We start from the raw sequence: 18684 nt of genomic DNA, 5'->3' as shown, positions 1-18684 counted from the left end.
CGCCGCGATCCATCCGGCGAGGGTGGCGAAATTGGTAGACGCACCAGGTTTAGGTCCTGACGCCAGCAATGGTGTAGGGGTTCGAGTCCCCTCCCTCGCACCAAAACTCCCTTGAAGATCCACGACTTGGATTTTCAAATCATTGAAAATTCAGCCGTTTTGCTGCATTGGGCTTTTTCGCACGGTTTGACCGCGTTCGATCTTTGAGGGCGCCGGCGGCCTAGCAGACGTCGACCGTTCTCCGGCGGTCCACACTGTCATCCGGGTGCCACCTTGCTGAAGGCCTCCGGTCGTCCGAAGCCGATGCGCGCTCGGCCCCTCTTCTGCAGACGTATGAACAAACAAAAAAGGCGACCACCCGGTCCCCTTTTTTGTCGGCTGTCCACATGAGCGCTAGCGGGCCGCGCCCATGTGGACGCCATTCAGCGGGACTTCTTTGCAATGTCCTTCGCTGCTTCCTTGACGTCGCCCGCATTCTTGCGAGCTTGACCGCCGGCCTGCTGCAGGTCGCCCTTCAGCTCGCGGGCAGGGTTGTCCGTTGCTTTGCCTACTACCTCGTTGACCTTGCCTTTCACTTTCTCGACAGTACCTTTCACTTGATCCTTGTTCATGGTCTGCTCCTTTGAAAATGCGCTCTTGCGCACTGCGAGTGTGTAGCAGGTGGCGTGCCTGAGCGTGGCTGCGGCGTGCTGGCAACTGCGGTGCGGCACCGAACGCCGGCCGTATGCACACGTATGCCCGGGCTCACGTGCCCGGCATCCACGTTATGCGTCGGGGGTTCCGAGCGCTTGATTGATTCTCAGCGCCACCAGCGTCCCGACCACACCGGACAGCAGATACAGGCTTACCGCTCCAAGCCCGAACAAGGACGACAAACCTAGCGCCACGAGTGGTGCAAATGCTGCACCGAACAACCAGCCGAAATCGGTCGTCAGGGCCGCACCCGTATAGCGGAATCGGCTCTCGAAGTTGGATGTCACCACCCCGGCCGCCTGACCGTAGGACAACCCCAGCAGGCCGAAGCCGACCAGAATGAAGGTGTCCTGCCCTGCAACCCCGCCATCGAGCAGCCACGGCGCGGCCAGGCTGAACAGGCCGATCAGCACGGCCATTGCCGCCAACGTGGTGCGTCTGCCGAAACGGTCTGCAATCAGGCCGGAAACCAGTGTCCCCACAAAGGCGATCGCAGCGCCGATGATCTGGACGGTCAGCACGGCAGGCACGCTTTGCGTTTTGCGCAGCGATACCCATGACAGTGGGAAGACAGTGACCAGGTGGAACAGCGCATAGCTGGCCAGCGCGGCAAAGGCCCCCAGGAAGATGTTGAACCCTTGCGCGTTCACCATCTGCAGGGTGCTGATGGGTTCCAGCTGTTCTTCCTCAAGCAGTTGCGTGTATTCGTGCGTCACCACCAGCCGCAGACGTGCAAATAGCGCCACCACGTTGATGGCGAAGGCGACGTAGAACGGATAACGCCAGCCCCAATCGATGAATTCCTGAAACGTCAGGCTGGTGTAGAGGAACAGGAACAGCGCCCCGGCGATGATGAACCCGGTCGGGGCGCCCAACTGCCCGACCATGGCATACCAGCCGCGCTTGTTTTCAGGGGAGTTCAGCGCCAGCAAAGAGGGCAGGCCATCCCACGAGCCGCCAAACGCAATGCCCTGCATGAAGCGGAAGAGCGCCAGCAAATAGATGGCCGAATGGCCGATCGTTGCGTACGACGGCAAGAACGCAATGCCCACTGTGGCCGTGCCGAGCAGGAAGAGCGACGCCGTCAGTTTGGTACTGCGTCCCCATCGGCGCTGGATGCGCATGAACAGGGCTGTGCCGAACGGGCGCCCGATAAAGGCGAACGAGAAGACCGTGAAGCTGAACAGCAGACCGGCCAATTCACTCGCAAACGGAAAATAGACCGAAGGGAACACCAGCACCGACGCGATGCCGTAGACGAAAAAGTCGAAGTACTCCGACGCGCGCCCGATCACGACGCCTATGGCAATCTCTGCCGGAGCAACTTCATGGTGTCCTGGGGCGGGCGGTGCAGTGGGCGACGCGCGATGCTGGTGGGTCAGACTTGCCATCGTTGAGTCTCCATCGGGATTCGGGGGAGGGGTGTCGTACGGCGATCAAAAAGTCCGTCATCACAAGACCAGAATAGCGCCTAAACTGCAACGACAAGTCGAAAGATCGTTGGGCCATCCCAGCGCGACGTTAATCAAACGCCACTTCCGAGACCCATGCCACGCTTCAATGCAGTAGTGACACCCCTTGGAATTACGGGAAGGTCGCTTTGGCGAGGTGCAGCAATTGCCTTGTTGGTGACCCTTACAGGTTGTAGCCACGCGGTGCTGTTGTCGCCGGCTGGCGACATGGCGGTGCGACAGCGGGATCTGATCATCATTGCGACATGTCTGATGTTGCTGATCATCGTCCCGGTGATCGTGCTCACGCTGTTGTTTGCATGGCGGTATCGGGAGAGCGCTGAAAACGCGCACTACAACCCCGATTGGGATCATTCCACCGTGCTGGAGCTGGCCATCTGGGCTGCGCCGCTCCTGATCATCATTACGCTGGGCGCCATCACCTGGGTGAGCACCCATCAACTCGATCCATATCGGCCGCTGACGCGGCTGGATCAGGATCGCCCGATACCCGCCGAGACCAAGCCGCTTACCGTGGAGGTGGTGGCAATGGACTGGAAGTGGCTGTTTGTCTATCCCGAGCAGGGCATCGCCACCGTCAACGAACTGGCCGCCCCGGTCGACCGGCCCATTGCGTTCAAGATCACGGCGACCTCGGTCATGAACGCGTTCTTCGTGCCTTCTCTTGCGGGCATGGTCTATGCGATGCCGGGCATGGAAACCACGCTTCATGCGGTGATCAACCGGCCCGGCGTCTATGACGGGTTCTCTTCCAACTACAGCGGCGAAGGCTTCTCGCACATGCGGTTCAAATTCCACGGGCTGCCGAACGACGAGTTCGACCGGTGGGTCCAGCAGGTCAAGGCCTCTGGCACGTCGCTGTCGAAAGACACCTACCTGAAGCTCGCCAAGCCGAGCGAGAGCGAACCCGTGCAGCGCTACGCCAGCGTGGCGCCAGACCTTTATGACCGCATCCTGAACCGCTGTGTGGACGGCCAGGCATGCCTGGCCAACACCATGGCGAGCAACCGCAACGTGAAGCGCTTCGACCCGACGGCGGAAATCTGTACCGCCAGCAACACGGTCGATGTCATGCCCATGTTTGCGGCGGATGCGGCCATCAACGACGGTCGAAGGTTGTTGCGGTAGGCCGAGACTTACCCTCGGCTTTTCGCTCTTTTCGCCCCGTTGATGTTTTTCGCCAACATTGATCGGCCAGAATTGGTCAATACAGGCACAGGTGACATCCATGCCCGAGCGTTCTGAACTCGCCAACATGATTTTTGGCCGCCTGACGTGGGAGGCCATTCCGTATCACGAGCCGATCCTGCTCGCCACGTTCGCGGTCGTCGCGCTGGGCGGTCTCGTGCTGGTCGGTGCGCTGACGTATTTCCGCGTCTGGGGTTACCTCTGGCGTGAATGGTTCACCAGCATCGACCACAAGAAGATCGGCATCATGTATGTCGTGCTGGGCATCGTGATGCTGCTGCGCGGCTTTGCGGATGCCGTCATGATGCGAATACAACAAGCGGTGGCCTTTGGTGACAACCTGGGCTACCTGCCGCCGCACCACTACGACCAGATCTTCACCGCGCACGGCGTGATCATGATCTTCTTTGTCGCCATGCCGCTGGTGACGGGGCTCATGAACTTTGTCATGCCGCTGCAGATCGGTGCCCGCGACGTGGCGTTCCCCTTCCTCAACAACTTCAGCTTCTGGATGACCACAGGCGGCGCCGTCCTGGTGATGATGTCGCTGTTCGTGGGCGAATTCGCACGCACCGGCTGGCTGGCCTATCCACCCCTGTCGGGCATCGTTGCCAGCCCCGATGTGGGCGTCGATTACTACATATGGGCGCTACAGATAGCGGGCGTCGGGACCGTGCTATCGGGCATCAACCTGCTGGTCACCATCGTCAAGATGCGCGCGCCCGGCATGACGTTGATGCGCATGCCGATCTTCACCTGGACGGCGCTGTGCACCAACACGCTGATCGTTGCAGCGTTTCCGGTGCTGACGGCCGCCGTGACGCTGCTTGCGCTGGACCGCTACCTGGGCACCCATTTCTTTACCGTCGAGCAGGGCGGCAGCGCGATGATGTATGTGAACCTGATCTGGATCTGGGGGCACCCCGAGGTCTACATCCTGGTGCTGCCCGCGTTCGGCATCTTCTCCGAAGTAGTGGCCACGTTCTCCCGCAAGCGCCTGTTCGGCTACGCGTCGATGGTGTACGCCACGGTCGTCATCACCGTGCTGTCTTACCTGGTCTGGCTCCATCATTTCTTCACCATGGGGTCAGGCGCCAGCGTCAACTCGTTCTTCGGGATCACGACGATGATTATCTCCATCCCGACAGGCGCCAAGATCTTCAATTGGCTGTTCACGATGTATCACGGAAAGATCCGTTTCGAGCCGCCGATGTTGTGGACGGTCGGGTTCATGGTGACGTTCGTCATTGGCGGGATGACCGGTGTGCTGCTGGCGGTGCCGCCGGCCGATTTCTCGTTGCACAACAGCCTCTTCCTGATTGCACACTTCCACAACGTGATCATTGGCGGGGTGCTGTTCGGTCTCATGGCCGGCATTACGTACTGGTTTCCCAAGGCCTTTGGATACCGCCTGGTGTCGTCGTGGGGCAAGGCCTCGTTCTGGTTCTGGTTTGTCGGTTTCTACATCGCGTTCATGCCGTTGTACTGGCTGGGCATGCTTGGGGTCACCCGCCGGATGAACCATTTCCAGGATCCGTCCTTGCAGATCTGGTTCCAGATTGCCGCATTGGGCGCCTTGCTGATCGCCGTCGGCATTGCCTGCTTCCTGATCCAGCTGGTGGTCAGCTTCCTGCGTCGAGAGGAACTCCGCGACACGACCGGCGACCCATGGAATGGCCGGACGTTGGAGTGGTCGACTTCCTCTCCGCCTCCGCAATACAACTTCGCAATGACGCCGCTCGTACATGACGCCGACGCCTGGTGGCAGATGAAGCAGTACGGTTACCGGCGTCCGCAGGAGGGCTTCAAGCCGATCCACATGCCAAAGGGCACCGCCGCCGGCATCGTGCTGGCGGGGCTCTCCACGTTGTGCGGTTTTGCGCTGATCTGGCATATCTGGTGGCTGGCCATCGCGTCGTTCGCGGCCACGATCATCTCGGCGATCATCCACACCTTCAATTACAAGCGCGACTACTACATTCCGGCGGAAGAGGTGATCCGGACCGAAGCATCGCGCACCCAACTGATGGCAGGCCATGGCTGAAACGACCGCATCCCTGCATGTGACCGCCCCCAGCGGTACCACCACGGTGGATGACATACCGCCGGGAGGCTACCAGTTCCACGTCACCGAAGAACCGCACGTGCCAAACGGCACGTTGCTCGGGTTCTGGCTGTACCTGATGAGCGACTGCCTGATATTTGCTTGCCTGTTTGCCGCCTATGGCGTACTGGGCCGCGAATACGCGGGCGGGCCTACCGGGGCGGAGCTCTTCGAGTTGCCGCTGGTGGCGCTGAACACGTCTTTCCTGCTCCTGTCGTCCATTACATACGGCTTTGCAATGCTGCAGATGCAGCAGCGCAAGGTGTCGGCCATGCAGATCTGGCTGGCCATCACGTGGGTCTTCGGTGCCGCGTTCCTTGCGGTCGAGCTTTACGAATTCGCTCACCTGATCCACGAGGGTGCGGGGCCGACGCGCAGTGCATTCCTGACTTCGTTCTTCTCGCTGGTCGGCACGCACGGGCTGCACGTGACGTTTGGCTTGATCTGGCTCATCGTGCTGATGGTGCAAGTGTCCAAGCACGGGCTGATCACGGCCAACAAGCGTCGGCTGATGTGCCTGTCGATGTTCTGGCACTTTCTGGACGTTGTCTGGATCGGCGTCTTTACCTTCGTCTACCTGATGGGAACGCTGCCATGAGCGCGCAAGATCAAACGATGAACGGCCACGGTCATGGCCACGAGGGCCATCACCACGAAGAAGAGATCGGGCCGCACGCCACACTGGGCGGTTACCTGACGGGCTTCGTTCTGTCTGTCTTCCTGACGGCGATTCCGTTCTGGCTGGTAATGGCGAACGTCTTCGACAAATCGTCAACCACCGCCGTGACAATCCTGCTCATCGGTGCGGTGCAGATCGTGGTGCACATGATTTTTTTCCTGCACATGAACGCCAAATCCGAAGGCGGCTGGAACATGCTGTCGCTGATGTTCACGTTGGTGTTGGTTGTCATCACGCTCAGTGGTTCGCTTTGGGTGATGTACCACCTGAATACAAACATGATGCCGCACATGCGGCCCGCGCAGACGACGCCTACCGTCCTGCCTGCCCGGACGCAATAGACGCATTGGACCTGCATGCGCGCTCCAGAGATTATCGTTACCGACGACGCGGATGATGAATGGATTCAGATCATCGGGAACGGCCTGAACCAGTTCAACGATATGCACGTCGGCTATGGCGACCGGCGACCGCTTGCGGTGCTCGTCCGAGATCCCCACAGCGGCGATGTCGTGGGCGGCGCGAGTGGTCGCACGTCGCTCGGCTTGCTGTTCCTCGATCTGTTCCATCTGCCCCAGGCATTGCGCGGCATGGGCATCGGAACCGAGGTGTTGCGCAGGTTTGAGGAAGAAGGGCGCCGCAGGGGATGTCGCGCTGCGGTGGTCTATACGATCAGCTTTCAGGCGCCGGAGTTTTACGAACGAAACGGCTGGGTACGGTTTGGAGAGGTCCCGTGCGATCCGCCCGGCACGAGCCGCGTTTTCCTGAGCAAGACGTTGTGAGTTGAGTCTCCAAGGTTTGACCTTGTCCTGCTCCGCGGCTTTGAGGTACTCCAGGAAGCGGCTAGTGACGGGCACCGCATCGCCCGTAGGTGGCAATGACAGCGTGGGCCTCCTTCGGCGTATGGAACACCGCCTCCTACGCGAAACGCGCGGTGGCATACCCGCCGCACGTTCCCTACGATGACAGGGCAAGGCATGCATAACGGGGAAGCGCGCCATGTCGATCTTTGACGAGAACGAGCACCGCGAGGCCTTCTGGGAGGCCGTGCGCCAAGCGATCGAGGCGCGCGAGCAGGCCGAGGAAGCGCGTCGCTCAGGGCGGTGGACCGGGCTGGCGATCGGCCTGTCGGTGGCCGCGCTCGCGGTTGCTCTGATGGCGTGGCGCCACAGGTCTCCAGGCGATGTCGGTTAAGGCCGTCTTGCTGCGCCACACCGATTCCTGGCACTCCTTTCCAAATTTCCTCGGCAGCCCGACTGCTTCAGGTCAAGGCACGCGGGAGGGGCAGCGTTACAATTCTGCGCTTCCTCCCAGGGTGTTTCATGCCACGCGGCCTCGTTCTCGCCACGCCTCAGCTCACGTCGGACGGCACGCCGTTCTCCGCGCAATACGACGACGTCTATCACAGCTCTCAAGGCGGTCTGGCGCAGGCGCATCATGTCTTCTTGGGCGGCAATGACTTACCCTCGGCGTGGCAGGGCAAGCGAAGCTTCACCATTGTCGAAACAGGTTTCGGCCAAGGTCTGAATTTCCTTGCCACGTGGGCCGCGTGGCGCGACGATCCGCGGCGTTGCGCGCGACTCGATTTCGTTTCGATCGAGAAGCACCCATTCGATCGCGCCGGCTTGTCGATCGTGCATCCACAAGGCGGCCCGCTGGCGCCGCTCGCCGAGATGCTCCGTCAATCGTGGCCCGTGCCCATGCCGGGTGTGCATCGCCTGGCCCTCGATGGCGGCCGCGTCACCCTGACGCTGCTGTTTGGTGACGCGATGGAGACGCTGCCCCAACTGTCGTGCGCTGCCGACGCGTTTTATCTCGACGGCTTCTCTCCCGCAAAAAACCCGGATTTGTGGCAGCCGCGCGTGTTCAAGCAGCTTGCGCGGGTAGCGCGCGCCGGCGCGACATTGGCCACGTACACCGCCGCTGGATTTGTGCGGCGCGGCTTGCAGGAAGCTGGTTTCGAGGTGCGCAAGGCGCCCGGTTTCGGCTCCAAACGCGACATGACCGTCGCGCAATTTCCAACCCACTGGCGCACGCGGCGCGGACCGGCTGAAGCGCCGGTCTGGAGCCAACATCACGCCATCGTGCTCGGCGCCGGGCTTGCCGGCTGCGCCGTTGCAGAACGGCTCGCATCGCGCGGCTGGCACATCACGCTCATCGATGAAAACGAGGGCCCCGCGCGTGGCACGTCTGCGCATCGTGCAGCGGCCATGCATCCCCATGTGTCCATCGACGACAGCGTGCTGTCGCGGCTATCGCGCGCAGGCAATCTCCTTGCGCGCCGCCACTGGGACGCGCTGGATCGCGCCGGCTTCGCCACAGGTTTCCAACGCACCGGTGTCCTGCAACTCGCTGAACACGCCGGCGACGCCATCGAGCAGCAACGCATCGTGCAAGCGCTCGGCTATCCAACCGATTACATCGACTGGCTCAATGTGGAGGAGGCCGCCGAACGCATCGGAGCCAGCGTTCCGCAGGGAGGGTGGTGGTTTGCGCAAGCCGGCTGGGTCGCACCGCCGGACATTTGCCGTGCCAATCTCGCCGCTGCCGGGGCCGCTGTCGATGCACGTTGGAACACGCGTGTCGAATCGCTGCGCCAAGACGGCGATCAATGGGCGGCGCTGGACGCGCACGGAGATGTGATTGCCAGGGCGCCGGTCATCGTTCTCGCCAACAGTCTCGGTGCGGCACGTCTGGCGCCGTTGACATCCGCGTCGCTCAAGCCAGTGCGCGGTCAACTCACCGACGTGCCCGTCACTGCATTGCAAGCGGGCGCCGCGTGGCCAAAGGCCGTTGTTTGCGGCGAGGGGTACCTCTTGCCCGCCGAGCAGGGCGCACAGTCAGTGCGCATAGGTTCCTCATTCCAACCGGGCGCATCCGATCTGACGGAGCGCGTCGCCGATCACGTCGCCAATCTCCGGCGGCTGACCGCGTTGCAACCGGGCCAAGCCGGCGCGCTGGCAAAGCTCGACCCTGCCCAGCTACGAGGCTATGTCGGGGTGCGGTGCGTCTCGGCCAATCGGTTGCCGTTGATCGGTCCGCTGGCGGATGAGGCCGCCGCTGCGGTACCCGGTTTTCGCTTGCGCGGGCCGCATGCGCAATTGCCTCGCCTTGCCGGGCTGTATGCCGCACTTGCGTATGGTTCGCGCGGCCTCACATGGTCGGTACTGGGCGCGGAGTTGCTGGCGGCACAGATTGACGGTGGCCCGCTCCCCCTGGAATCCGACCTGGTGGCAGCGCTCGACCCTGGCCGCTTTGTCCTGCGTGCGTTGCAACACGGAGGCCTCCAAGGACAGGGCGCCGCACGCACGGAAAGCAAGGCTGCGGAACCGCTGGATTGACGCGCCGATTGAAGGGTTTTCCAAGCGTTCCGACCCAAAAAATCAGGGCCGCCGAACGTTCCATGCCATAATATGCGTTTTGCGTTTGCCAGCCTGAACGCGCCCGACGTGCCGTGCATTGTGCATTGAAGCGGCCCTCGCGCCGCATTCCTGCAAGCCCGGCAAGACCAAGAACTTTGAACCACGGCTGCTGCTGGCGCTGCGCCGTTCGACGCAACCATCTTCTGAATCTGGAATTACGACCATGTCGACTATCGAAAACCTCGGCAAGCTTGATCGCAAAGTGACCCTGGCTGTCCCGAAGGCCGAAGTGGAGCAAGAGAAGCAAAGCCGTCTGGCGCGTCTGTCCAAGACCGTCAAGATGTCCGGCTTCCGCCCGGGCAAGGTCCCGATGAAGATGGTCGAGAAGCAATACGGCCAACAAGTCGAATTCGAAGTCCGCTACGACAAGGCGGCCCGTCAGTTCTTCGACATCACCAACGAGCAGGGCGTGAAGGTCGCCGGCCAACCGCGCTTCGAGCTGAAGACCGAAGGCGTGGCCGATGACCAAGTCGCGTTCGACGCCACTTTCGAGGTGTACCCGGAAGTGAAGCTTGGCGATCTGGCCGGTGCGGAACTGACCCGCACCAAGACCGAAATCACCGATGCCGAAATCGACAAGACCCTCGACATCCTGCGCAAGCAACGCGTGCATTACCACCCGCGCGGCGAAGCCGGCGAGCACGGTGACGGCGGTGCTGCAGTGGCCCAAGACGGCGACCGCGTGACGGTTGATTTCGTCGGCACGATCGACGGCGTGGAATTCGCCGGCGGTAAGGCTGAAGGTTTCAGCTTCGTGCTGGGCGAAGGCCGCATGCTGCCTGAGTTCGAGCAAGCCACGCTGGGCCTGAAGCAAGGCGAATCGAAAAAATTCCCGCTGGCGTTCCCCGAGGATTACCACGGCAAGGACGTCGCCGGTAAGACGGCTGAGTTCACTGTCACGCTCAAGCAAGTTGAGTGGGCGCACCTGCCGGAAGTCAATGAAGCCTTCGCGCAATCGCTGGGCATCGCCGACGGCAACCTCGACAAGATGCGCGCCGACATCCGCGAAAACCTCGAGCGTGAGGTCAAGCGCCGCACGCACGCGTTGCTCAAGGATCAAGTCATGGAAGCGCTGCTGAAGGTGGCAGAGCTGGACGTGCCGAAGTCGCTGGTCGAGCAAGACCAGGAGCGTCTGGTCGAAATGGCGCGCCGCGACCTAGAATCGCGCGGCATGCCGAACGCCAAGAACATGCCGATCCCGGCGGAGATGTTCACGCAGCAAGCCGAGCGCCGTGTGAAGCTGGGCCTGGTGCTGGCCGAAGTCGTGAAGGCCAACGGCCTGGAAGCCAAGCCGGAGCAGATCAAGGCTGAGATCGAAGAGTTCGCCAAGAGCTACGAAGATCCGAAGGAAGTCATCCGCTGGTACTACGGTGACCAACAGCGCCTGGCTGAGATGGAAGCCTACGTGCTCGAAAACAACGTGGTAAATTTTGTGTGCGACAAGGCCAAGGTGACTGACAAGGTCGTGTCGTTCGAAGAGCTGACCGCCACGCCGGCGCAAGGCTGATTCGATCGATAAAGTTTCCGAAATAAGCACCGGAGAACCGCATGATCCGCAATGAACTGATCGACCAACTTGCCCGTACCCAAGCTTCCGCGCTCGAAACGCAGGGGCTCGGTCTGGTGCCGATGGTGGTCGAGCAGTCGGGCCGCGGCGAACGCGCCTACGATATCTACTCGCGCCTGCTCAAGGAGCGAGTGATCTTCATGGTGGGCGAGGTCAACGACCAGACTGCCAACCTCGTGGTGGCACAGCTGCTGTTCCTGGAAAGTGAGAATCCGGACAAGGACATCTCGCTGTACATCAATTCGCCGGGCGGTTCTGTATCGTCCGGTCTGGCAATGTACGACACGATGCAGTTCATCAAGCCGGACGTGTCCACGCTTTGTATGGGTATGGCAGCCAGTATGGGCGCGTTCCTGCTGGCAGCCGGCGCGAAGGGCAAGCGTCTGGCGCTTCCGAACTCGCGCATCATGATTCACCAGCCGCTGGGCGGCGCGCGGGGCCAGGCTTCCGACATCGAGATCCAGGCGCGTGAGATTCTGTACCTGCGCGAGCGCCTTAACACGGTGCTCTCGGAAGTGACCGGTCAGCCTGTCGATAAGATCGCCCGCGACACGGATCGTGATAACTTCATGAGCAGCGAACAGGCTAAGGAATACGGCCTGATCGACCAGGTCATCGCAAAGCGCTGAAGTGTCGAGGTAATGTGCCGATGTATGTATAGACGGCGTAACCGGTGCGTTTTACGGCACACCGGCTAACCGCACGAAACATGTCAAGCGGTGTCAAAAACGAGGCCTCGCGCCTCGTTTTTGCTTGGAACAACACCTGCGGATCGTCGCCAGATAATTTGGCGTATGATGCTGCCAAGAACTACTGGTAATCGTTATGGCGGACAAGAAAGGCTCGACTGGCGAAAAGCTGCTGTACTGCTCGTTTTGCGGCAAGAGCCAGCATGAGGTCAAAAAACTGATTGCCGGCCCCTCGGTCTTCATCTGCGATGAATGTATCGACCTGTGCAATGAAATCATCCGGGACGAAGCTGCCATCTCTGAAAAAGAAGGTGGTCTGGCGGTCAAGTCCGACCTGCCCACGCCGCATGAAATTCGCCAAAGCCTCGACCAGTACGTCATCGGGCAGGAGCAGGCGAAGAAGATCCTGGCGGTCGCGGTTTACAACCATTACAAGCGCTTGAAGCACCTCGGCAAGAAGGACGATGTCGAGCTGTCCAAGAGCAACATTCTGCTCATCGGGCCGACTGGCTCGGGCAAGACCCTGCTGGCTCAAACGCTGGCGCGTCTCTTGAACGTGCCGTTCGTCATTGCCGACGCCACCACGCTGACCGAAGCGGGCTACGTGGGCGAGGACGTCGAGAACATCATCCAGAAGCTGCTGCAGAACTGCAATTACGAGGTGGATAAGGCCCAGCGTGGCATTGTCTACATCGACGAAATTGACAAGATTTCACGCAAGTCAGACAACCCTTCCATCACCCGGGACGTTTCCGGTGAAGGCGTCCAGCAGGCGCTGCTTAAACTGGTCGAAGGGACGATGGCATCGGTGCCCCCGCAAGGTGGTCGCAAGCATCCGAACCAGGATTTCCTGCAGGTGGATACCACCAATATTTTGTTCATCTGTGGTGGCGCGTTCGATGGTCTGGAAAAGATCATCATGCAGCGCTCGGACAAGACCGGAATCGGTTTTGGCGCAGAGGTACAGAGCAAGGAAGAGCGCGACGTCAGCGAAGTGCTGCCGCAAGTGGAGCCGGAAGATCTTATCAAGTTCGGTCTGATTCCCGAGTTGATCGGCCGTCTGCCCGTGGTGGCGACGCTGGCCAAACTCGATGAGACAGCCTTGATGGAAATCCTGGTCGAGCCCAAGAACGCAATCGTCAAGCAGTACCAGAAGCTGCTGGCAATGGAAGGGGTGGAGCTGGAAATTCGTCCTAGCGCGCTGACGGCAATCGCCCGCAAGGCGATCAAGCGGAAGACGGGGGCCCGGGGTCTGCGTTCCATTGTCGAGCACGCTTTGATGGATGTGATGTATGACCTCCCCAACCACAAGGGCGTGCAAAAGGTGGTGATTGATGAAAGCACGATCTCCGACGAAGGCAAACCCTTGCTGATTTACGAAGAGCAACCCAAGGTTGCAGGTTCCAACTGACGCGAATGCCCGGCCGGGATGCGCCGTATGCGTCCCATGCAGGAAGCCGTTCGCTTGCGAGCGGCTTTTTTGCTTCGGGAAACCGGGTCGGCATGCGACTTGCAGCAGCGGTCTTGTAAAACCGTCGCTGTGCCCAATTTAGCCCTTACATGACTTTCTGGGGAAAATAATGTCCGGAACCCAACTTTTACCCGCTGAGCAGATTCGCCTGCCGCTGTTGCCGCTGCGTGACGTGGTGGTGTTTCCGCACATGGTGATTCCGCTGTTCGTGGGGCGCCCCAAATCCATCAAGGCGCTAGAAGCCGCGATGGAAGCGGGCAAGAGCATCATGCTCGTTGCGCAAAAGACGGCCGCCAAGGACGAGCCGACCGACAAGGATCTGTACGAGGTCGGCTGTATCGCCAACATTCTGCAGATGCTGAAGCTGCCGGACGGCACTGTGAAGGTGCTTGTCGAGGGCACGCAGCGCGCTAACATCCTGTCCGTCACCGACGACGAATCGCACTTCTTCTGCGAAGCGGTGCCCGTCGGCCCGGAACCGACTGAATCGGCTGAGACCGAGGCGCTGCGTCGCGCCATCGTGTCGCAGTTCGACCAGTACGTGAAGCTGAACAAGAAGATCCCGCCTGAGATTCTGACTTCGCTGTCGGGTATCGACGAACCGGGTCGATTGGCTGACACCATCGCCGCACATCTGCCGATCAAGCTCGAGCAGAAGCAGAAGATTCTCGAGATGTTCAACGTGACCGAACGTCTGGAGAGCCTGCTGTCGCAGCTGGAAGGCGAGATCGACATCCTGCAGGTGGAAAAGCGTATCCGTGGCCGCGTGAAGCGCCAGATGGAGAAGAGCCAGCGCGAGTACTACCTGAACGAACAGGTCAAGGCCATCCAGAAGGAACTGGGCGAAGGCGAGGAAGGTGCCGACCTCGAAGAGCTGGACAAGAAGATCAAGGCCGCTCGCATGCCGAAGGAGGCCAAGAAGAAGGCCGAGTCGGAGTTCAAGAAGCTCAAGCTGATGTCGCCGATGTCCGCCGAGGCAACGGTCGTGCGCAACTATATCGACACGTTGGTCGGTCTGCCGTGGCGCAAGAAGAGCAAGGTCAACAACGACCTGTCGAACGCCGAGCAGGTGCTGGATCAAGACCACTACGGTCTGGAAAAGGTCAAGGAACGTATCCTTGAGTATCTCGCCGTGCAACAGCGCGTCGACAAGCTCAAGGCACCGATCTTGTGCCTCGTGGGGCCGCCGGGTGTTGGCAAGACCTCGCTTGGGCAGTCGGTGGCGCGTGCAACGAACCGCAAGTTCGTGCGCATGGCGCTGGGTGGCGTGCGTGACGAGGCCGAGATCCGCGGGCACCGCCGTACGTACATCGGTTCGATGCCGGGCAAGATCCTGCAGAGCCTGACGAAGGTCGGCGTGCGCAACCCGCTGTTCCTGCTCGACGAGATCGACAAGATGGGTGCGGATTTCCGCGGCGACCCGTCGTCTGCATTGCTCGAAGTGCTGGACCCGGAACAGAACCACACGTTCCAGGACCACTACATCGAAGTGGACTTCGACCTGTCGGATGTGATGTTCGTGGCGACGTCGAACTCGCTGAACATTCCGGCGCCGCTGCTGGACCGGATGGAAGTGATTCGCCTGTCGGGTTACACGGAAGACGAAAAGGTCAACATCGCCCGTCGCTACTTGCTGCCCAAGCAGATCAAGAACAATGGTCTGAAGGAGGGCGAGATCGAGGTGACCGAAGCCGCGCTGCGCGACATCATCCGCTACTACACGCGGGAAGCCGGTGTTCGTTCGCTGGAACGCGAGGTGTCGAAGATCTGCCGCAAGGTCGTCAAGCAACTGCTGCTGAAGAAAGAAGCCAATACGTCCGTGAAGGTGGATTCGGACAACCTGGACAAATTCCTTGGCGTGCGTCGTTTCGACTTTGGTCTGGCCGGCAAGGAAGACCAGGTCGGCCAGGTGACCGGTTTGGCATGGACCGAAGTGGGCGGCGATCTGCTGACCATCGAAGCCGCGCTGATGCCGGGCAAGGGCAACATCACCCGCACGGGTTCGCTGGGCGACGTGATGAAGGAGTCCGTCGAGGCTGCGCGCTCGGTGGTGCGTTCGCGGTCGGCTCGGCTGGGTATCAAGGATGAGATGTTCGAGAAGCGTGACATCCACATCCACGTACCCGAAGGTGCGACACCCAAGGATGGCCCGTCGGCAGGTATTGCAATGACGACGGCGCTGGTGTCGGTGCTGACCGGTATTCCGGTGCGCGCAGACGTGGCAATGACCGGCGAAATTACCCTGCGCGGCGAAGTGTTGCCGATCGGCGGCTTGAAGGAAAAGCTGCTGGCCGCTCACCGCGGTGGCATCAAGCTCGCGCTGATTCCGGAAGAGAACGTCAAGGACTTGGCTGACATTCCGGACAACGTGAAGAACAGCATCGAGATTCAGCCGGTCCGCTGGATCGACAAGGTGCTTGAACTCGCGCTGGTGCGTAAGCCGGAGCCGCTGCCGGAAGAAGAAGCCAAGCCTGCGCCCGCCAAGGGCGAAGACGGCAAGTCGCAGGAAATGGTGCATCACTGACACCGTAGCCTGCCAAGGTTGAGGAAGGGCCCGACGTGTTCGGGCCCTTTTTCTTTACGTAGGCTGCGATGTGTGGGACAGAGTTCTTCGCCTTGACACGTCGATTGGCGGCCACTTTAATGAATCCACACTAGCGGTGTTCGGGGAGGTGGCACGATGAATAAAACAGATCTCATCGACCATGTGGCAGCGCAAACTGATATGTCGAAAGCCGCAGCGGGGCGCGCCATCGACGCGCTGATCGACGGTATCAAAGATGCATTGTGCGACGGTGGCTCGGTCACGCTGGTCGGCTTTGGCACGTTCCTGGTCGGCAAGCGATCTTCGCGTAATGGACGCAATCCGCGCACGGGTGCGGCCATCACGATCGAAGGCGGTAAAGTTGCTAAATTCAAACCTGGCAAAGCGCTGAAAGATGCGCTAAACTAGCGGGCTTTGGTGCTCGTGGGTGACAACACGGGCGCCGGACAGTCCGGCTTACGCCGGCGGTACGAACGGGTGCTTAGCTCAGTTGGTAGAGCAGCGCCCTTACAAGGCGCGGGTCGGGAGTTCGAGCCTCTCAGCACCCACCATCGTTCGTATTGCCGCTCCAGCGTCGGAAGGTCCGACCCAATCTGGAGCGGTAGTTCAGTCGGTTAGAATACCGGCCTGTCACGCCGGGGGTCGCGGGTTCGAGTCCCGTCCGCTCCGCCAGAATCCTGTACAAAGGCCCGATTCGTTCGGGCCTTTGTCTTTTCAGCGGCGAATGCTTGCAGGTCATGCCTGTGCGCCATGCCGCGATTGTCCGGAATGTCGGCGGCACCTGATAGAATCGCCGGATTTTCCATCTTCCATTCACCTCCGGTCCAGCATGCTTGATTTCGTACGTACGCATCGGCGCTTGATGTTTCTGGTGCTGCTGATTCTGGTGTTCCCGTCGTTCGTGTTCTTTGGCGTGCAGAGCTATTCGAGCTTCATGGACAGCTCGCATGACGCCGCCAAGGTCGACGGCAAGGTCATCTCCACCAACGAAGTCGACGCGCGCGTGCGCGAGCAGACCGAGCGTCTGCGCCAGATGCTTGGCGCGCAATATGATCCGCGCCAGTTCGAGGGGCCGCAGATGCGTCGCGACGTGCTTGACGGGATTATTCAGCAACGCGTGCTGGCCAATGAGGTCACGCGTGCAAACCTGACCATCTCGAACGAGAAGATTCGCGACACCATCCTCCAAATTCCGGCCGTGGCAGCGCTGCGCAAACCGGATGGCTCGTTCGATCAGGAAGCCTACGTGCGACTGCTTGCAGCGCAGAACATGACGCCCGAGCAGTTGGAAGGCAATCTGCGCTTCGAGTTGTCGCAGCAACAGATTCCGCAATCCATCGTGTCGTCGGCGTTTGTGCCGAAGTCGCTGGTGGAGCGCCTGATCCAGGTACGCGATCAGCAACGTGAAGTTCAGGCACTGCTGTTCAAGCCGGCCGACTACGCTGCAAAGGTCAATGTGGACGACAAGGCCATCCAAGCCTACTACGACGCGCACCAGCAGGAATTCTCTGTGCCTGAGCAAGTCAAGGCCGAGTATGTCGTGTTCTCGGGCGAAGACATGATGAAGCAGATTCCGGTCACGCCCGAGCAGATCAAGGAGTACTACGATCAGAACGCTGCGCGCTTCAAGACACAGGAAGAACGTCGCGCCGCTCACATCCTGATCAAGCTGCCGGACAGCGCCAAGCCTGCTGACAAGGAAGCCGCCAAGAAGAAGGCCGAAGAAGTTCTGGCCGAGGTGCGTAAAAACCCGGCGAGCTTCGCCGAGCTGGCCAAGAAGTACTCGGGCGATCCGGGTTCAGCCGCGCAGGGTGGCGAGCTGGGCTTCCTCGGCAAGGGCGCGACCGTGCCGCCGTTCGAGAACGCGCTGTTTGCGCTCAAGCAGCCTGGCGACATCAGTGACGTGGTCCAAAGCGATTTTGGTTTCCACATCATCAAGCTGGAAGAAGTGAAGGGTGGCGGCGTGCAGCCCTTGGAAGCCGTGAAGCCTGAGCTTGAACGCGAACTGCGTACGCAACTTGCCAACAAGAGGTATTCGGAGCTGGCGGATGCGTTTTCGAACACCGTGGAAGACCAGTCAGACAGCCTGAAGCCGGTGGCCGACAAACTTAAGCTCCAGATCCAGACGGCCGACAACGTGACCCGCACGCCGAGCCCGGCGCAGTCCGGCAGCCCCATCGGCAACGACAAGGTGCTCAAGGCGCTGTTTGCGGACGACGTGATCAAGAACCACCGCAATACGGCTGCCATCCAGGTGGGTCCGACCACGCTGGTTGCAGCCCGTGCAGCGGAATATCGTCCGGCAACGGTCAAGAAGCTGGCCGACGTGCGCGAGCAGGTCAAGGCCAAGGTGATCGCCGAGCAAGCCACTGCGCTGGCCAAGAAGGCTGGCGAAGAGAAGCTGGCTGCTGTGAAGCAAAACAACAGCGCCGAGGGCTTCAGCGCCGCACAGACGCTCTCGCGCCAGCAAGCACAAGGCACGTCGCCTGCGGCGCTGACGGCTATTCTGCGTGCGGATGCGACTAAGCTGCCGGTCACTATCGGCGTCGACCTCGGTGCCCAGGGCTACGCGCTGTATCGCATCAACAAGGTGCTGCCGCCAGCCAATGTGGACGAGACGCGCCGTGCTGCCGATGCACAGCAACTGGCTCAGGCAGCGGGTCAGACCGAGTTCAACGCCTACTATGAAGCACTGAAGGCGCGCTCGAAGGTGAAGATCAACAGCAGCGCGGTCGACAGCAGCAAGCCAGCCAATACGGCAGAGGACTGATACGGCGTGCAGAGCCGTTAGTCTGACGAAAAAGCCCCCTCAATAACGAGGGGGCTTTTTCTTTGCGTACTTTTGGGCGTTGCG

General features: G+C 60.7%; 15 protein-coding genes and 3 tRNA genes. 16 read left to right on the top strand and 2 right to left on the bottom strand.

Translation table 11 applies throughout. From position 1 onward, the window contains the following. Nucleotides 1–16: 16 nt before the first annotated feature. A tRNA-Leu gene (locus tag N5B55_RS08065) sits at nucleotides 17–103 on the top strand. A gap of 319 nt (nucleotides 104–422) precedes the next feature. On the opposite strand, the gene N5B55_RS08060 is transcribed toward N5B55_RS08065, so the two are convergent. Further along, nucleotides 423–611 carry a CsbD family protein gene (locus tag N5B55_RS08060; RefSeq protein ID WP_154206870.1) on the bottom strand — a complete coding sequence of 63 codons (189 nt, stop codon included), beginning with the start codon at nucleotides 609–611 and terminating at the stop codon, nucleotides 423–425. Nucleotides 612–764: 153 nt separating this feature from the next. After that, complete coding sequence (locus tag N5B55_RS08055) at nucleotides 765–2084, bottom strand: MFS transporter (RefSeq protein ID WP_065856322.1); 1320 nt, start codon at nucleotides 2082–2084, stop codon at nucleotides 765–767. Between the two features lie 156 nt (nucleotides 2085–2240). Here N5B55_RS08055 and cyoA point away from each other — a divergent pair, with 156 nt between their 5' ends. The 15 genes from cyoA to N5B55_RS07980 all read left to right on the top strand — a co-directional run bounded on the left by cyoA (nucleotide 2241) and on the right by N5B55_RS07980 (nucleotide 18600). Beyond that, nucleotides 2241–3293, top strand: coding sequence for a ubiquinol oxidase subunit II (gene cyoA, locus N5B55_RS08050; RefSeq protein WP_304539717.1), 1053 nt, complete (start codon nucleotides 2241–2243; stop codon nucleotides 3291–3293). Between the two features lie 100 nt (nucleotides 3294–3393). Further along, nucleotides 3394–5397, top strand: a complete 2004-nt coding sequence (gene cyoB, locus N5B55_RS08045) for a cytochrome o ubiquinol oxidase subunit I (RefSeq protein ID WP_304539716.1) — start codon at nucleotides 3394–3396, stop codon at nucleotides 5395–5397. Further along, on the top strand, nucleotides 5390–6055 hold the full coding sequence (gene cyoC / locus N5B55_RS08040; protein WP_304539715.1) for a cytochrome o ubiquinol oxidase subunit III: 666 nt from the start codon (nucleotides 5390–5392) through the stop codon (nucleotides 6053–6055). The genes cyoB and cyoC overlap by 8 nt, the downstream gene beginning before the upstream one ends. Then, nucleotides 6052–6477 carry a cytochrome o ubiquinol oxidase subunit IV gene (gene cyoD / locus N5B55_RS08035; protein ID WP_304539714.1) on the top strand — a complete coding sequence of 142 codons (426 nt, stop codon included), beginning with the start codon at nucleotides 6052–6054 and terminating at the stop codon, nucleotides 6475–6477. Before cyoC ends, cyoD begins: the two co-directional genes overlap by 4 nt. Nucleotides 6478–6492: 15 nt before the next feature. Then, nucleotides 6493–6918, top strand: a complete 426-nt coding sequence (locus N5B55_RS08030) for a GNAT family N-acetyltransferase (RefSeq protein WP_304539713.1) — start codon at nucleotides 6493–6495, stop codon at nucleotides 6916–6918. A 217-nt stretch (nucleotides 6919–7135) separates the two neighbouring features. Then, on the top strand, nucleotides 7136–7330 hold the full coding sequence (locus N5B55_RS08025; protein ID WP_304539712.1) for a hypothetical protein: 195 nt from the start codon (nucleotides 7136–7138) through the stop codon (nucleotides 7328–7330). 128 nt (nucleotides 7331–7458) lie between these two features. Continuing rightward, nucleotides 7459–9477, top strand: coding sequence for a bifunctional tRNA (5-methylaminomethyl-2-thiouridine)(34)-methyltransferase MnmD/FAD-dependent 5-carboxymethylaminomethyl-2-thiouridine(34) oxidoreductase MnmC (gene mnmC / locus N5B55_RS08020; protein WP_304539711.1), 2019 nt, complete (start codon nucleotides 7459–7461; stop codon nucleotides 9475–9477). Between the two features lie 244 nt (nucleotides 9478–9721). Continuing rightward, on the top strand, nucleotides 9722–11065 hold the full coding sequence (gene tig / locus N5B55_RS08015) for a trigger factor (RefSeq protein ID WP_009238058.1): 1344 nt from the start codon (nucleotides 9722–9724) through the stop codon (nucleotides 11063–11065). A 41-nt stretch (nucleotides 11066–11106) separates the two neighbouring features. Further along, complete coding sequence (gene clpP, locus N5B55_RS08010; protein WP_004627017.1) at nucleotides 11107–11754, top strand: ATP-dependent Clp endopeptidase proteolytic subunit ClpP; 648 nt, start codon at nucleotides 11107–11109, stop codon at nucleotides 11752–11754. Nucleotides 11755–11950: 196 nt separating this feature from the next. Further along, nucleotides 11951–13225, top strand: a complete 1275-nt coding sequence (gene clpX, locus N5B55_RS08005; RefSeq protein WP_065856307.1) for an ATP-dependent Clp protease ATP-binding subunit ClpX — start codon at nucleotides 11951–11953, stop codon at nucleotides 13223–13225. Nucleotides 13226–13394: 169 nt separating this feature from the next. After that, nucleotides 13395–15809, top strand: coding sequence for an endopeptidase La (gene lon, locus N5B55_RS08000; RefSeq protein ID WP_065856305.1), 2415 nt, complete (start codon nucleotides 13395–13397; stop codon nucleotides 15807–15809). A gap of 156 nt (nucleotides 15810–15965) precedes the next feature. Then, nucleotides 15966–16238, top strand: a complete 273-nt coding sequence (locus N5B55_RS07995) for an HU family DNA-binding protein (RefSeq protein ID WP_009238061.1) — start codon at nucleotides 15966–15968, stop codon at nucleotides 16236–16238. A gap of 67 nt (nucleotides 16239–16305) precedes the next feature. Then, nucleotides 16306–16381 (top strand) — tRNA-Val (locus N5B55_RS07990). 44 nt (nucleotides 16382–16425) lie between these two features. Further along, nucleotides 16426–16502 (top strand) — tRNA-Asp (locus N5B55_RS07985). Between the two features lie 157 nt (nucleotides 16503–16659). After that, complete coding sequence (locus N5B55_RS07980) at nucleotides 16660–18600, top strand: SurA N-terminal domain-containing protein (RefSeq protein ID WP_304539710.1); 1941 nt, start codon at nucleotides 16660–16662, stop codon at nucleotides 18598–18600. Nucleotides 18601–18684 lie beyond the last annotated feature (84 nt).

The sequence above is a fragment of the Ralstonia pickettii genome, from assembly GCF_030582395.1.
Taxonomy (GTDB): Bacteria; Pseudomonadota; Gammaproteobacteria; order Burkholderiales; family Burkholderiaceae; genus Ralstonia; species Ralstonia pickettii_D.
The sequence above is the reverse complement of the archived record's forward strand: the minus strand, read 5'-3'. Positions and strand labels throughout refer to the sequence as shown.

What these genes read in the sequence shown, in the direction of transcription:
- N5B55_RS08055 (WP_065856322.1), bottom strand. Translation starts at nt 2,084, where the DNA reads ATGGCAAGTCTGACCCACCAGCATCGCGCGTCGCCCACTGCACCGCCC.
- cyoB (WP_304539716.1), top strand. Translation starts at nt 3,394, where the DNA reads ATGCCCGAGCGTTCTGAACTCGCCAACATGATTTTTGGCCGCCTGACG.
- tig (WP_009238058.1), top strand. Translation starts at nt 9,722, where the DNA reads ATGTCGACTATCGAAAACCTCGGCAAGCTTGATCGCAAAGTGACCCTG.
- cyoD (WP_304539714.1), top strand. Translation starts at nt 6,052, where the DNA reads ATGAGCGCGCAAGATCAAACGATGAACGGCCACGGTCATGGCCACGAG.
- N5B55_RS08025 (WP_304539712.1), top strand. Translation starts at nt 7,136, where the DNA reads ATGTCGATCTTTGACGAGAACGAGCACCGCGAGGCCTTCTGGGAGGCC.
- N5B55_RS08060 (WP_154206870.1), bottom strand. Translation starts at nt 611, where the DNA reads ATGAACAAGGATCAAGTGAAAGGTACTGTCGAGAAAGTGAAAGGCAAG.
- lon (WP_065856305.1), top strand. Translation starts at nt 13,395, where the DNA reads ATGTCCGGAACCCAACTTTTACCCGCTGAGCAGATTCGCCTGCCGCTG.
- N5B55_RS08030 (WP_304539713.1), top strand. Translation starts at nt 6,493, where the DNA reads ATGCGCGCTCCAGAGATTATCGTTACCGACGACGCGGATGATGAATGG.
- cyoC (WP_304539715.1), top strand. Translation starts at nt 5,390, where the DNA reads ATGGCTGAAACGACCGCATCCCTGCATGTGACCGCCCCCAGCGGTACC.
- mnmC (WP_304539711.1), top strand. Translation starts at nt 7,459, where the DNA reads ATGCCACGCGGCCTCGTTCTCGCCACGCCTCAGCTCACGTCGGACGGC.
- clpP (WP_004627017.1), top strand. Translation starts at nt 11,107, where the DNA reads ATGATCCGCAATGAACTGATCGACCAACTTGCCCGTACCCAAGCTTCC.
- clpX (WP_065856307.1), top strand. Translation starts at nt 11,951, where the DNA reads ATGGCGGACAAGAAAGGCTCGACTGGCGAAAAGCTGCTGTACTGCTCG.
- cyoA (WP_304539717.1), top strand. Translation starts at nt 2,241, where the DNA reads ATGCCACGCTTCAATGCAGTAGTGACACCCCTTGGAATTACGGGAAGG.
- N5B55_RS07995 (WP_009238061.1), top strand. Translation starts at nt 15,966, where the DNA reads ATGAATAAAACAGATCTCATCGACCATGTGGCAGCGCAAACTGATATG.
- N5B55_RS07980 (WP_304539710.1), top strand. Translation starts at nt 16,660, where the DNA reads ATGCTTGATTTCGTACGTACGCATCGGCGCTTGATGTTTCTGGTGCTG.